The sequence below is a fragment of the Citrobacter sp. Cf088 genome (assembly GCF_030334295.1).
Classification (GTDB): domain Bacteria; phylum Pseudomonadota; class Gammaproteobacteria; order Enterobacterales; family Enterobacteriaceae; genus Citrobacter; species Citrobacter freundii.
This window is the reverse complement of record NZ_JAOWEE010000053.1, coordinates 961,909-975,456: the sequence shown is the minus strand read 5'-3', so window position 1 is coordinate 975,456 and position 13,548 is coordinate 961,909. Positions and strand designations below refer to the sequence as shown.

Annotated in this window: 11 protein-coding genes; 6 read left to right on the top strand and 5 right to left on the bottom strand. The window is 52.4% G+C overall.

Features of this window, described 5'->3' with window-relative positions:
- Nucleotides 1–10 precede the first annotated feature (10 nt).
- Nucleotides 11–1,405: a GntP family permease gene (locus OGV71_RS17570; protein ID WP_196491835.1), complete on the top strand. Its 1,395-nt coding sequence runs from the start codon at nucleotides 11–13 to the stop codon at nucleotides 1,403–1,405.
- Between the two features lie 11 nt (nucleotides 1,406–1,416).
- Nucleotides 1,417–2,187, top strand: coding sequence for a 3-hydroxybutyrate dehydrogenase (locus OGV71_RS17565; RefSeq protein ID WP_204583505.1), 771 nt, complete (start codon nucleotides 1,417–1,419; stop codon nucleotides 2,185–2,187).
- 47 nt (nucleotides 2,188–2,234) lie between these two features.
- Here OGV71_RS17565 and osmC read toward each other — a convergent pair whose 3' ends face one another.
- Nucleotides 2,235–2,666 (bottom strand): peroxiredoxin OsmC, encoded by a 432-nt coding sequence (gene osmC / locus OGV71_RS17560; protein ID WP_003020036.1) that lies wholly within the window; start codon nucleotides 2,664–2,666, stop codon nucleotides 2,235–2,237.
- Between the two features lie 227 nt (nucleotides 2,667–2,893).
- Here osmC and sra point away from each other — a divergent pair, with 227 nt between their 5' ends.
- From sra to OGV71_RS17545, 3 genes are all read left to right on the top strand, one after another.
- Entirely contained in the window at nucleotides 2,894–3,034 is a 141-nt protein-coding gene (gene sra, locus OGV71_RS17555) for a stationary-phase-induced ribosome-associated protein (protein WP_003020039.1), read from the top strand.
- Between the two features lie 179 nt (nucleotides 3,035–3,213).
- On the top strand, nucleotides 3,214–4,911 hold the full coding sequence (maeA, locus tag OGV71_RS17550) for a malate dehydrogenase (protein ID WP_003836239.1): 1,698 nt from the start codon (nucleotides 3,214–3,216) through the stop codon (nucleotides 4,909–4,911).
- A 309-nt stretch (nucleotides 4,912–5,220) separates the two neighbouring features.
- A complete protein-coding gene (locus OGV71_RS17545; RefSeq protein ID WP_204583503.1) occupies nucleotides 5,221–6,936 on the top strand; it encodes an ABC-F family ATP-binding cassette domain-containing protein in 1,716 nt (571 codons plus the stop codon).
- A gap of 79 nt (nucleotides 6,937–7,015) precedes the next feature.
- Here the strand turns inward: OGV71_RS17545 and OGV71_RS17540 are convergent, their stop codons facing one another.
- The 4 genes from OGV71_RS17540 to fdnG all read right to left on the bottom strand — a co-directional run bounded on the left by OGV71_RS17540 (nucleotide 7,016) and on the right by fdnG (nucleotide 12,342).
- Entirely contained in the window at nucleotides 7,016–7,618 is a 603-nt protein-coding gene (locus OGV71_RS17540) for an inorganic diphosphatase (protein ID WP_054528391.1), read from the bottom strand.
- A gap of 129 nt (nucleotides 7,619–7,747) precedes the next feature.
- Nucleotides 7,748–8,404 carry a formate dehydrogenase-N subunit gamma gene (fdnI, locus tag OGV71_RS17535; protein ID WP_003020054.1) on the bottom strand — a complete coding sequence of 219 codons (657 nt, stop codon included), beginning with the start codon at nucleotides 8,402–8,404 and terminating at the stop codon, nucleotides 7,748–7,750.
- Entirely contained in the window at nucleotides 8,397–9,281 is an 885-nt protein-coding gene (fdnH, locus tag OGV71_RS17530; RefSeq protein ID WP_003836226.1) for a formate dehydrogenase N subunit beta, read from the bottom strand. The genes fdnI and fdnH overlap by 8 nt, the downstream gene beginning before the upstream one ends.
- 13 nt (nucleotides 9,282–9,294) lie before the next feature.
- Complete coding sequence (fdnG, locus tag OGV71_RS17525; RefSeq protein WP_096890184.1) at nucleotides 9,295–12,342, bottom strand: formate dehydrogenase-N subunit alpha; 3,048 nt, start codon at nucleotides 12,340–12,342, stop codon at nucleotides 9,295–9,297.
- Between the two features lie 287 nt (nucleotides 12,343–12,629).
- Between fdnG and yddG the strand changes: the two genes are divergently transcribed.
- Nucleotides 12,630–13,511 (top strand): aromatic amino acid DMT transporter YddG, encoded by an 882-nt coding sequence (gene yddG / locus OGV71_RS17520; RefSeq protein WP_204584309.1) that lies wholly within the window; start codon nucleotides 12,630–12,632, stop codon nucleotides 13,509–13,511.
- The last annotated feature ends 37 nt before the right edge of the window (nucleotides 13,512–13,548 follow it).

Below are 13,548 nucleotides of genomic sequence, written 5' to 3'. Positions count from 1 at the left end.
ATAAGGAGTCATGATGAGTGTTTTAATCGCCCTGGCAGCGCTGGGCCTGCTGATGCTTGCAGCCTATCGCGGATACAGCGTCATCCTGTTTGCCCCCATCGCGGCATTAGGTGCTGTATTACTCACTGAACCCAGCGCCGTCGGCCCTGCTTTCACCGGCCTGTTTATGGAAAAAATGGTCGGTTTTGTGAAGCTTTACTTCCCGGTGTTCTTGCTGGGTGCAGTGTTTGGCAAGTTAATCGAGTTATCTGGATTCTCACGTTCCATTGTTGCCGCCGCTATCAACATCCTCGGCCGTCGTCACGCTATTCCGGTGATCGTGCTGGTGTGCGCGCTGTTAACCTACGGCGGGGTTTCGCTGTTCGTCGTGGCGTTTGCGGTGTATCCATTTGCTGCGGAGCTGTTCCGCCAGAGTAATATTCCTAAGCGCCTGATCCCGGCCACCGTTGCGCTGGGCGCATTCTCTTTCACCATGGATGCTCTGCCAGGCACGCCGCAGATCCAGAACATTATTCCGACCAGCTTCTTTGGGACTAACGCCTGGGCTGCGCCGTGGCTGGGGCTGATAGGCTCGCTGTTTATTATTTTCGTCGGTCTGGTTTATCTCGAACGTCAGCGTCGTAAAGCGCAGGCAAAGAATGAAGGCTATGGCACTGAACTGTTAAACGAGCCGGAAACGCCGGATAACATTAATCTGCCGAACCCGATCATCGCGATCTCTCCGCTGATCCTGGTTGGGGTATTTAACCTGCTGTTTACCCGCTGGATCCCACAGTGGTACGGCGCCACGCATCAACTTGAACTTCCGGGGCTTGCCAAACCGATTACCACCGAAGTCGGTAAAATCACCGCTATCTGGGCAGTGGAAGCGGCGCTGATTTCTGGGATCCTGCTGGTGGTGCTCTTCGGCTACCGCAACATTAAAGGTCGCCTGGCGGAAGGCAGCAGAACGGCGGTAGGCGGCGCGATCCTTGCGGCGATGAACACCGCGTCAGAGTACGGTTTTGGCGCAGTGATCGCCGCCCTGCCGGGCTTCCTTGTGCTGTCAAAAGCGCTGGCGGCTATTCCTGACCCGCTGCTCAATGAGGCTATCAGCATTACCACGCTTGCCGGGATCACCGGTTCGGCGTCTGGCGGGATGAGTATTGCGCTTGCCGCCATGTCTGACACTTTCATCGCTGCCGCACATGCCGCCAATATCCCACTTGAAGTCTTCCACCGCGTGGCATCTATGGCCAGCGGCGGTATGGACACCCTACCGCATAACGGCGCGGTCATTACCTTATTGGCTATCACCGGCCTTAGCCATCGTCAGGCGTATGGCGGAATTTTCGCTATTACCATCATTAAAAGTCTGGCCGTACTGTTTGTCATCGGCGTCTTCTACACCACCGGAATTGTTTAAGGAGAATCATCATGAACTTAACGGGAAAAACCGCCCTTGTTACCGGCTCGACCAGCGGTATCGGATTAGGTATCGCACAGGTGCTGGCGCAAGCTGGCGCCACCCTGATCCTCAACGGGTTTGGTGATGTTGATGCCGCCAAAGACGCTGTTGCGCAGTATGGCAAAACGCCAGGATATCATGGCGCGGATCTGAGCGATGAAGCGCAAATTGCCGACATGATGCGCTATGCAGAGAGCGAATTCGGCGGTGTGGATATTCTTATCAATAACGCCGGGATCCAGCATGTTTCACCGATAGAAACCTTCCCGGTTGATAAATGGAACGCGATTATCGCGATTAACCTCTCCTCCGTTTTTCACACCACGCGTCTGGCGCTTCCCGGTATGCGCGCGCGAAACTGGGGGCGCATCATTAATATCGCTTCTGTTCATGGCCTGGTGGCTTCAAAAGAGAAATCTGCGTACGTAGCAGCGAAGCACGGTGTGGTGGGATTAACCAAGACCATCGCGCTGGAAACCGCGCAGACGGAAATTACCTGCAATGCGCTGTGTCCCGGCTGGGTGCTAACGCCGCTGGTCCAGCAGCAGATCGATAAGCGTATTGCCGAAGGCACAGAGCCTGAGGCTGCCCGTGACGCCCTGCTGGCTGAAAAGCAGCCGTCGCGCGAATTCGTTACCCCAGAGCAGTTAGGGAATCTTGCGTTATTCTTATGTTCAGACGGTGCGGCGCAAGTGCGTGGCGTAGCGTGGAATATGGATGGCGGTTGGGTAGCGCAATAACATCATCAGGTGCCGGATAAGAACTGGTCACATCCGGCACGACTTTATTAAGACTTCAGTTTGTAATCCAGCGTTATTTCCGCTTTCAGAACCTGAGATACCGGGCATCCGGCTTTTGCTTTCTGGATGATGCCGTCAAACGTGGCGGCGTCTATCCCCGGCACGCTCACCTGGCTATGCAACGCGACTTTAGTGATCGCAAACCCGGCATCTACCTTATCCAGAGAAACATCGGCAGTGGTATCAATGGCATCTGGGGTAAACCCTGCTTCACCCAGCATCAGTGAAAGCGCCATCGAGAAGCAGGCTGCATGGGCCGCGCCAATCAACTCTTCAGGATTGGTACCTTTCTCACCTTCAAATCGTGTATTAAACCCATACGGTTGCTGATTCAACACGCCACTTTCGGTCGACACAGTGCCTTTGCCGCGCTTAATGTCGCCTTCCCAGTGTGCCTGACCTTTCTTATGGATAGTCATTACCGCTCTCCTGTGTTGTCGTCGGAGTTACTAGTATAGGACGCCCGGGAAAAAGCATGTTACATACGGGATAGTTCTCATTTGCCGCTTAAGCATTGACCTTTCAGATAAAATGACCGACCATCCAGAAAGCCGTTATGTTGAACATCGGCTTTATATCAGGTTGTATTTCGTCCGTTCTCATACGGGCTCGCCCTTGAAACCAGTAACAGGATTAAGGAGTTAGAATGAAATCGAACCGTCAGGCCCGTCATATTCTCGGACTGGACCACAAAATCTCAAATCAACGTAAAATCGTGACCGAAGGTGACAAAACCAACGTGGTCAACAATCCTACTGGAAGAAAGCGCCGCGCTGACGGCAAGTAGCCTTTCGCACGTCTGACTGAGTAACGAGATAAACACCATTGCAACCGCAGTGGTGTTTTTGCTTATAAAACCCCTTAACCCATTCACAATGCTTTATACTTCGCCCGTTTCCCTGGCGAACAGGCCACATACGATCATAAAGAGCGCCAGGGACGGTTATTCAAAAAAGAGTGAGTGACATGGAAAACGAAACTAAAAAACTGCGTTCCCTTTACATCCCTTACGCTGGCCCGGTACTGCTGGAATTCCCTTTACTGAATAAAGGGAGCGCCTTCAGTGTGGAAGAACGCCGTAACTTCAACCTGCTGGGGTTACTGCCAGAAGTCGTCGAAACGATTGAAGAACAGGCTGAACGCGCCTGGATCCAATATCAGGGCTTCAAAACCGAAATCGACAAACATATTTACCTGCGCAACATCCAGGACACCAACGAAACCCTGTTTTACCGACTGGTGCATAATCACCTGGATGAGATGATGCCAGTTATCTATACCCCAACGGTCGGCGCAGCCTGTGAGCGTTTCTCTGAGATTTATCGTCGTGCGCGCGGCGTGTTTATCTCTTATCAGAACCGCCACAATATGGACGATATCCTGCAAAACGTCCCTAACCACAATATCAAGGTCATCGTTGTCACCGATGGCGAACGTATTTTAGGTCTTGGCGATCAGGGGATCGGCGGGATGGGCATTCCAATCGGTAAACTGTCGCTGTATACCGCATGTGGCGGAATTAGCCCGGCCTATACACTTCCGGTGGTACTGGACGTGGGGACCAACAACCAGCAACTGCTGAACGATCCGCTGTATATGGGCTGGCGCAATCCGCGTATCACTGATGATGAATACTACGAATTCGTTGATGAATTCATCCAGGCCGTGAAGCATCGCTGGCCGGACGTGCTGTTGCAGTTTGAAGATTTCGCCCAGAAAAACGCTATGCCACTGCTGACCCGTTATCGCGATGAAATTTGCTCATTTAACGACGATATTCAGGGCACCGCGGCGGTTACCGTCGGTACGCTGATTGCGGCTAGCCGCGCGGCCGGAAGCCAACTGAGCGAACAAAACATCGTCTTCCTCGGCGCGGGTTCCGCCGGATGCGGGATCGCCGAGCAGATCATTGCGCAAATCCAGCGAGAAGGTTTAAGCGAAGAAGCGGCGCGTCAACGCGTATTCATGGTCGATCGCTTCGGCCTGTTAACCGACAAAATGCCGAACCTGCTCTCCTTCCAGACCAAACTGGTGCAAAAACGCGAAAATCTGCAGCACTGGGATACACAAGAAGATGTCCTGTCGTTGCTCGATGTGGTCCGCAACGTTAAACCTGACATCCTGATCGGGGTTTCCGGACAGGTTGGTCTGTTTACCGAAGAGATCATCCGCGAAATGCACAAGCATTGTCCGCGTCCGATCGTCATGCCGCTGTCTAACCCGACTTCTCGTGTAGAAGCCACGCCGCAGGATATCATCGCCTGGACCGAAGGTAACGCGCTGGTTGCGACCGGTAGCCCGTTTGCACCGGTAGTGTGGAAAGAGAAAACTTACCCGATCGCCCAGTGTAACAACGCCTATATCTTCCCGGGTATTGGCCTTGGCGTGATTGCTTCTGGCGCGTCGCGCATCACTGATGAAATGCTGATGTCGGCCAGTGAAACGCTGGCACAGTATTCACCGCTGGTGCTCAACGGTGAAGGACTGGTGCTACCGGAACTGAAAGATATTCAGACGGTTTCTCGTGCCATTGCCTTTGCCGTCGGTAAAATGGCCCAGCAGCAAGGTGTGGCGGTGAAAACCTCCGCCGAAGCGCTGCAACAGGCTATTGACGATAATTTCTGGCAGGCGGAATATCGCGACTACCGTCGTACTTCTATCTGACGGTTTGCCCGGCGGCACATTGCTGCCGGGCGTGCAAAGTTTGCGCGAAAGTGTAATTTGCGATTACACTTTCGCTACCGATCAACACTCTGAAAAACAAAAGGAGGATACTTATGCTGTACTGTGAACGTTTTATCGTTTCACATGCTTTTGGCGATCGCCAGTGCTCAAGCGTTATCGGTATCGTGCTGCGATAACTTCTGCTTGAGCGAAGCTAACTTCTAAATCCCCTTCTCTCGGGCTTACCGGGTTATCGTCAGCGATGTTTGACGAGGCGTTTTTACGCCTGTAACTCTTGAGTAAGCAACAATGAGCACATTACTAACCGCACAATCCTTACACGTTGATACGGCATTCGGCACGCTATTCGACGATCTTTCCTTTACCCTGAAAAAAGGCGACCGCATCGGGCTTATCGGTTACAACGGCTGCGGCAAAAGCACGCTGTTAAAACTGCTCGATGGCACGATTTCGCCCACCAGTGGAGCAATCGCGCAAGCGAATCACTGCCATCTCGCGCGTGTAGAACAACATCTACCTGACGATATATTGCCTCTTACACTGCAGGAAGCCGTTCTCGCTCAACTTCCTGAGCATGAGCGTGCGGCTCAACAATGGCGGGTTGAAGCGCTGCTTGCCGAAATGGGTTTCACACCAGAGAATTTATCTCTGACAGCGCAAACGTTGAGCGGTGGCCAGCACACACGCTTGCTATTAGCGCGGGCGTTGATGCGTAATCCTGACCTGCTGCTGCTGGATGAACCGGGTAACCATCTGGATTTGCCAACATTACTGTGGTTGGAGCAGTTTTTACAGAACTGGTCTGGCAGTTTTGTGGTGGTTTCCCACGACCCGCAGTTGCTGGACGCGGTGACTCACGGAACGTGGATCCTACGCGATCGCACTCTCCATGCCTTTGATCTACCTTGTAGCGCGGCACGTCAGGCGCTGGCAGAAAGAGACGTCAGCGATGCTCTGCGCCACAAGGCTGAGCAAAAAGAGATAGACCGGGTTACCGCCAGCGGCAAACGGCTGGCAACCTGGGGGCGGGTCTACGACAACGAAGATCTCTCCCGCAAGGCCAAGCAGATGGAAAAACAGGTGCAGCGCCTGAAAGAGGTGCAGACAGAAGTGACGGCAGGAAGTCAGTGGACACTAACATTGCAGGGTGATTCCCTGCGTGCAGATCGTTTGCTGGAGATGACCAGTCTGTCTGTAGCCCCTGCTCCCGACGCAGATACACTGTTTTCCATTGCCGGTATCCGGTTAAAAAGCGGCGATCGCGTGGCAATTGTCGGGCGTAATGGTTGCGGTAAATCATCGCTGTTAAGGCTTATCTGGCAACAGTTTCAGTCACCGCTGGCATCGACTTCACTGGTGTTGCACCCGCGAGTTACGCTGGGCTATTACGATCAGACGCTGCATCAGCTTGCCGATAACGATTCATTGTTTGACGCGCTGGAAGCGTTTGCCCCGCAGCCAGAGATTCGCAAGATGGCGCTGATTAGCGCGGGTTTTCCGTGGATTCGTCATACGCAGAGGGTCAGTACATTAAGCGGCGGTGAGCGCTCCCGGCTGCTGTTTGTGGGGCTGACGCTTGCGCGCTACAGTCTGCTGATGCTCGATGAACCGACCAACCATCTGGATATGGAAGGTAAAGAGGCGCTGGCAGAAACGCTACAAAGCTATAACGGCGGCGTGTTGCTGGTCAGTCACGACCGGCAGCTTATCAGCCAAAGCTGTAACCGGTTCTGGTTAATCGACAATGGCGAACTCAGTGAATGGCACGATCTGGAGGCGGTTAATGCGCGTATTAGGGAAACGTCCGCGGAGATAACCGTTCCCAAAACGGTGGTCGAAGCGAAAGCTGAAATAAGCTGTGACAGCGATGGATTGCTGGAACAACTCCTCGATCTGGAACAGCGTCTGGCCGACGATCTCGCCCGCAAGCCGAAACATCAAAAACCGCTGTTACAGGCGCAATGGCGTAAAGAGATTGAGCGTTTGAACTCACAACTGGAGTAATCTTTATTGCCGGATGGCGCAAGCTTATCCGGCCTACACCAGCAAAATGCGCGTGTAGGCCTGCCATCCGGCATACCATTTATTGCTGTGATTTTTTCTCTTTCCAGGCATCCCAGGCCTGTTTGATCTCTTGCTTTGCCGTAGCGGCGTCGTTGAAACCGTTTAATTCGACCTTCTTGCGCCCTTCCGGCAGATCTTTGTACACGCGGAAGAAAGATTCCAGACGTTGAACTTCAATCTTGGGCAGATCGCTCAATTCTTTGATGTTGTCATAAGTGGGGTCAATTTTACTGGCCGGCACGGCGACAATTTTGTCGTCCTTTTCACCGCCGTCGATCATCTTCAGGACGCCTATTGCGCGCAGCTTAATTAACGTCCCCGGGGCCAGCGGCGCACGAGTATAAAAGATAACATCCAGCGGGTCGCCGTCACCGGCTAAAGACTGGGTTAGTGAACCGTAGTTGGCGGGATAGGCAACCGGCATTGACTGGAAGCGATCGGCAACGATAAACCCGGTTTTGGCGTCGGTTTCATATTTAATCATTCCACCTGCCGGGATCTCGGTTACGGCATAAAACTCTTCCGGGTTATTCTCCGGCTGAGGAAATTCGAGGATGTTCTGCGCCTGAGCTGAAGCACAAAGAAACACGCTGACTGCGAGTAGTTTTTTCACCAGATGCATTGTCTTTTAACTCTTCTATTATCGGAAAGACAACACCTTACGTTCAGCAGATGACAGAAACATGACGTTTTTTTGGCAAAAAAATGGCGCTACCGATGTAGCGCCATTGCGTAGAGGGAACATCAGGGATTAGTTAACCCCTTCCTCGCTCTCTTTTTTCGCTTCTTGTCTTTCAACTTCGCGATACCAACGTGGGTGATGTTTCTTCGCCCAGCGACGGCTCACCTTCCCTTCAACCATGCCTTTAATCGAACCTTTCACCCAGAATGCCATATACATATGGATGAGGATGGCGTGCATCAGGATAATCCCCGCCGCCGCATGGATCAGCAGGCTATAGCGCACGACCTGCATTGGGAAGAACTGTGCAAAGTATGGACGCCAGATAATAATACCGGTAATCAGCAGCACGAAAATCATGCTCATGATCGACCAGAACATCATTTTCTGCCCGGCGTTGTACTTGCCCACATCCGCCACTTTGTGTTCATTGCCTTTCAGCACTTCCACAATGTTTTTCAGCCACGGAATATCTTTTTTATCCGGGATGTTGTGGTGCACAAAGCGCACAAACATGAACATTAGCGCGACGAAGATCAGTATGCCGAAGAACGGGTGCAAAATGCGTCCCATCTGCGGCGTACCGAAGGTTTGCGTCAGCCATTGCAGAGTCGGGAAGAAGAACGAAATCCCCGACAGCGCCACCAGGAAGAAGCAGATCACCACCGTCCAGTGACAGGCGCGGTCGATAAACTTCGTGCGCACAATCATTTTAGACTTACTCATGATGTTCCTCCTCGTCGTCGTCCACTTCCTTATTCGGACCGATACCAATGTAGTGGTAAATCAGCCCGGCGAAGGTGGCGATAAATCCGGCAGCGGCCAGCGGTTTCAGCGCCCCTTTCCACAGATTGATAGAGGTATCGATCTGCGGATCTTTCGGCAGGCCGTGATACAACTCCGGCTGGTTGGCATGATGCAGAACGTACATAACGTGCGTACCACCCACACCTTCCGGGTTGTAGAGACCGGCGTGTTCGAAACCGCGTGCTTTCAGTTTTGCCACACGCTGTTCGCCCATTTCCAGCATTTCCTGCTTGGTGCCGAAATGTATTGCCCCGGTCGGACAGGTCTTCACGCAGGCAGGTTCCTGCCCGACGCTGACCCGGTCGACACACAGCGTACATTTATACACGCGGTTATCCTCTTTATTGAGGCGCGGAATATTAAATGGACACCCGGCAATACAGTAGCCGCAGCCAATACAGTGTTCTGACTGGAAATCGACAATCCCGTTGGCGTACTGGATGATTGCCCCGGCAGACGGGCATGCCTTCAGGCAGCCCGGATCTTCACAGTGCATACAGCCGTCTTTACGAATCAGCCATTCCAGCTTGCCGTTCTGTTCGGTTTCGGTAAACCGCATCACCGTCCAGGACTTGGCGCTGAGATCGGCGGGGTTGTCATACACCCCGACGCAGTGGCCAACTTCATCGCGGATATCGTTCCACTCTGAGCATGCCACCTGACAGGCCTTGCAGCCTATACAGGTGGAAACGTCGATCAGTTTCGCGACCTCGGCTTTGTAATCACGGGCCTGAGGTGGCGGCGTGATGGAGTTTGTTGCGGACCGTTTGATGATGTCCTGCGTTTCCATAGACATATGTTCGCCTCCCTTACGCCTTCTCGATGTTAACTAAAAACGCTTTGTATTCCGGCGTTTGCGAGTTTGCATCACCGACATTCGGCGTCAGGGTGTTGGCGATAAAGCCTTTACGCGCGACTCCTTCAAAGCCCCAGTGGATTGGGATCCCAACCGTTTCAACCTGCTGACCGTTGACGTTCAGGGTACGCAGACGACGGGTCACCACGGCAACTGCGCGAATAAATCCACGTTTACTGCTAACTTTCACGTGATCGCCGTTGTTGATCCCTTTCGCTGCCGCCAGCGTTTCGCTGATTTCCACAAACTGCTCTGGCTGGGCAATCGCATTCAGCAATGCGTGCTTGGTCCAGGTATGGAAATGTTCGGTCAGACGATAGGTCGTCCCGACGTACGGGAAGTCCTGTTTCGTGCCCATACGGAGTTTATCCGCCTCGTACAGACGCGCTGCCGGGTTGGAGATCACATTCGGGTGCAGCGGGTTAGTACCCAGCGGCGTTTCCATCGGCTCGTAGTGTTCCGGGAACGGACCTTCCGCCATCTTATCGATAGCAAACAGACGCCCCAGCCCTTCCGGCTGCATGATAAATGGATTGGTGCCACTGCCCGGTGCCGCGGTATTGAAGTCCGGGATATCGTTACCCGTCCACTTCGTACCGTTCCACTGGATAAGCATGCGTTTTGGATCCCACGGTTTACCCTGTGGATCCGCCGAAGCGCGGTTATACAGCACGCGACGGTTCAGCGGCCATGCCCAGGCCCAGCCCAGCGTATTACCCAGACCTGACGGATCGGCGTTATCGCGATTGGCCATCTGGTTGCCCTGCTCGGTCCAGCTACCGGTATAAATCCAGCAGGATGATGACGTAGAACCATCATCGCGCAGCAACGCAAAGCTGTTGAGCAACTGACCTTTCTTCGCAACCAGTACACCGTTGGCATCATAGAGATCTTCCAGCGCATAGCCGTTGTTCTCTTTCGCCACTTCCTCTGAGTGCGGTTCGTCCGGCTGCTTATAGTTCCAGCTCATTTTCAGAACGGGTTCTACAGCTTTACCGCCTTCAGTGCGATACATGTCTCGCAGACGGTGGTAAATACCGGCCAGAATTTCGCCGTCGTTGCGGGCTTCGCCCGGTGCGTCCTGACCTTTCCAGTGCCACTGCAGCCAACGGCCGGAGTTGGCGATGGAGCCGTCCTCTTCCGCAAAGCAGGTAGAAGGCAAACGGAAGACTTCGGTCTGAATCGACGCAGGATCAACGTCGTTTGACTCGCCGTGGTTCTGCCAGAACGTTGAGGTTTCGGTCACCAGCGGATCGATAACCACCAGATACTTCAGTTTGCTGAGGCTCTGCACCACTTTGTTTTTGTCCGGGAAGGACGCAACAGGGTTAAAGCCCTGACAGATGTAGCCGGTGACTTTACCGCTATCCATCATGTTGAAGTATTTGATGACGTCGTAGGACTGATCCCACTTCGGCAGCCACTCAAAGCCCCAGTCGTTTTCTTTCTGTGCAGCATTGCCGTAGAAAGATTTCATCAAGCTGACGAAGAACTTCGGATAGTTGCCCCAGTAGTTAACCTGATCGGCCAATGTCGCTTTTGGCGTGTTCGCGGCCAGATAGGTTTGCAGGTCTGTCTGTTTCTCTGACGGCAGCGTCAGGTAGCCCGGCAGGCTGGTAGAGAGCAGACCTAAGTCGGTTAACCCTTGAATGTTGGAGTGACCGCGCAAGGCGTTGACACCGCCACCTGCCATCCCCATGTTGCCGAGCAGCAACTGGATCATCGCCATGGTGCGGATGTTCTGTGCCCCGACGGTATGCTGAGTCCAACCCAACGCATACAGGAACGTGGTGGTGCGATCGGCTGCGCTGGTGGAAGCCAGCACTTCGCAGACTTTCAGGAAGTCTTCTTTCGGCGTACCACAAATGTTTTCCACCACATCCGGCGTGTAGCGGGAAACGTGCTGTTTTAGCAGGTTCCAGACACAGCGAGGATGGCTTAACGTTTCATCGCGTTTCGCGTAGCCATTTTCATCGAACTGGTAGTTCCAGGACGATTTATCATATTGGCGTTTGTTTGCGTCATAACCGCTGAACAGACCGTCTTCGAAAGCAAAGTCATCCCGCACCAGCAGGCTGGCGTTGGTGTAATGCTTAACGTATTCAGCGTTGATTTTGTTGTTTTCAATCAGGTACAGCAAGACGCCGGACAGGAACGTAATGTCCGTGCCGGAACGAATTGGCGCATAGATATCCGCCACCGAAGCTGTACGTGTAAAACGAGGGTCAACAACAATCAGCGTGGCATCATTGTTGTTTTTTGCTTCCATCGCCCAGCGGAATCCCACCGGATGTGCTTCAGCGGCGTTACCGCCCATCACCATCACGACGTTAGCATTTTTAATATCAACCCAGTGGTTGGTCATCGCACCGCGACCAAATGTTGGAGCAAGACTTGCTACCGTTGGTCCGTGTCAGACGCGCGCCTGGTTGTCTACTGCCAGCATGCCGAGTGAGCGCACAAATTTTTGCGTCAGCATACCGGTTTCATTACTTGCCGCCGATGCACACAACATCCCAGTTGAAAGCCAGCGGTTTACCGTTACGCCCTGCTCATTCTTCTCGATAAAGTTGGCGTCACGGTCAGTTTTCATCAGCTTCGCGATACGGGTGAATGCTTCATCCCAGCTGATACGTTGCCATTTGTCGGAACCAGGGGCGCGATATTCCGGGTAACGCAGACGGTTTTCACTGTGCACGTAATCCAGTAATCCTGCGCCCTTAGGACATAATGCCCCGCGGCTCACCGGATGATCCGGATCCCCTTCAATATGGTAAATCGACTCTTTGGCGTTTTTTGCTCCATCTCCCAGGCTATACATTAATAGCCCGCAACCTACGGAACAGTATGTGCAGGTGTTTCGGATCTCTTTGGCGCGTAACAGCTTATAGTTTCGCGCCTGAGCCAGTGCCATTTTGGGTGCAAAACCCAAAGCGGCCACTGTTGTTCCCGCCATACCGCCCGCGCAGATTTTAAAAAATTGTCTGCGGCTGACGTCCATTGCTTTCCTCTTTTTTGCAGGGGTTCGTACATGAAATCTCTCAAATTGCGCCAGCGCAGCAGTCTGAAAGATGCCATGTACAACTTCGCGACGAAACTATCAGCTATATCCATATTTTTTTTGCGTCAAATCAATAACGAAACGGTTCCGCTACTAAATAGTGCACTTTGTTTAACCCTTGTACCCATAAGGGAGTATGGGAAAGGCAATTAATTAGCGCGCTACGGTATAAAAGTGCTATAAATTTCAGCTTAAATTTTTGCCAGTACCATGGACAGACAATCAGAATGACAAAACAAAAGGCAACGTTAATTGGGCTCATTGCCATCGTGCTCTGGAGCACGATGGTCGGACTCATGCGTGGGGTAAGTGAAGGACTGGGTCCTGCGGGCGGCGCAGCAATGATTTTTTCGTTAAGTGGTCTGTTGCTGATTTTTACCGTCGGCTTTCCGAATATCAGAAAAATTCCTGTGCGCTATTTAATCGCTGGTAGCGTGCTTTTTGTTACTTATGAAATATGTTTAGCGTTGGCTCTCGGTTATGCGGCTACTCGTCACCAGGCTATTGAAGTCGGTATGGTCAATTATCTCTGGCCGAGTTTGACGATATTGTTTGCTATTTTATTTAATGGTCAAAAAACAACCTGGCTGGTAATCCCTGGATTAATTATCGCATTGACCGGGGTTTGTTGGGTATTGGGTGGTGAAAACGGTCTTAACCTTGATGAAATTATCAGCAATGTTGCCAGCAGTCCGCTGAGCTATTTTCTCGCCTTTCTCGGCGCTTTTATCTGGGCAACGTATTGCACGGTGACCAATAAATATGCAAAAGGCTTTAACGGCATCACCGTGTTCGTTTTACTAACAGCCGCAAGTTTGTGGATTTACTATTTTATGACTCCGCAACCAAAAATGATTTTCAGCACTTCGGTGACTATTAAAATGTTCTCAGCGGCATTAACGTTAGGATTTGCCTATGCGGCGTGGAATATTGGCATTTTGCATGGCAACGTGACCATCATGGCCGTAGGATCCTATTTTACCCCTGTGCTCTCTTCTGCACTGGCTGCTGTGTTACTCAGTGCACCGCTTTCGCTATCTTTCTGGCAGGGCGCACTGATGGTTTGCGCGGGATCGCTACTTTGTTGGCTGGCAACGCGCCGCGCCTGAAAAAAAAGGCGGGTTTTATCACAAACAAATAAAACCC

Coding starts and splice junctions, on each gene's coding strand:
- OGV71_RS17570 (WP_196491835.1), top strand. CDS start 11: ATGATGAGTGTTTTAATCGCCCTGGCAGCGCTGGGCCTGCTGATGCTT.
- OGV71_RS17565 (WP_204583505.1), top strand. CDS start 1,417: ATGAACTTAACGGGAAAAACCGCCCTTGTTACCGGCTCGACCAGCGGT.
- osmC (WP_003020036.1), bottom strand. CDS start 2,666: ATGACTATCCATAAGAAAGGTCAGGCACACTGGGAAGGCGACATTAAG.
- sra (WP_003020039.1), top strand. CDS start 2,894: ATGAAATCGAACCGTCAGGCCCGTCATATTCTCGGACTGGACCACAAA.
- maeA (WP_003836239.1), top strand. CDS start 3,214: ATGGAAAACGAAACTAAAAAACTGCGTTCCCTTTACATCCCTTACGCT.
- OGV71_RS17545 (WP_204583503.1), top strand. CDS start 5,221: ATGAGCACATTACTAACCGCACAATCCTTACACGTTGATACGGCATTC.
- OGV71_RS17540 (WP_054528391.1), bottom strand. CDS start 7,618: ATGCATCTGGTGAAAAAACTACTCGCAGTCAGCGTGTTTCTTTGTGCT.
- fdnI (WP_003020054.1), bottom strand. CDS start 8,404: ATGAGTAAGTCTAAAATGATTGTGCGCACGAAGTTTATCGACCGCGCC.
- fdnH (WP_003836226.1), bottom strand. CDS start 9,281: ATGTCTATGGAAACGCAGGACATCATCAAACGGTCCGCAACAAACTCC.
- yddG (WP_204584309.1), top strand. CDS start 12,630: ATGACAAAACAAAAGGCAACGTTAATTGGGCTCATTGCCATCGTGCTC.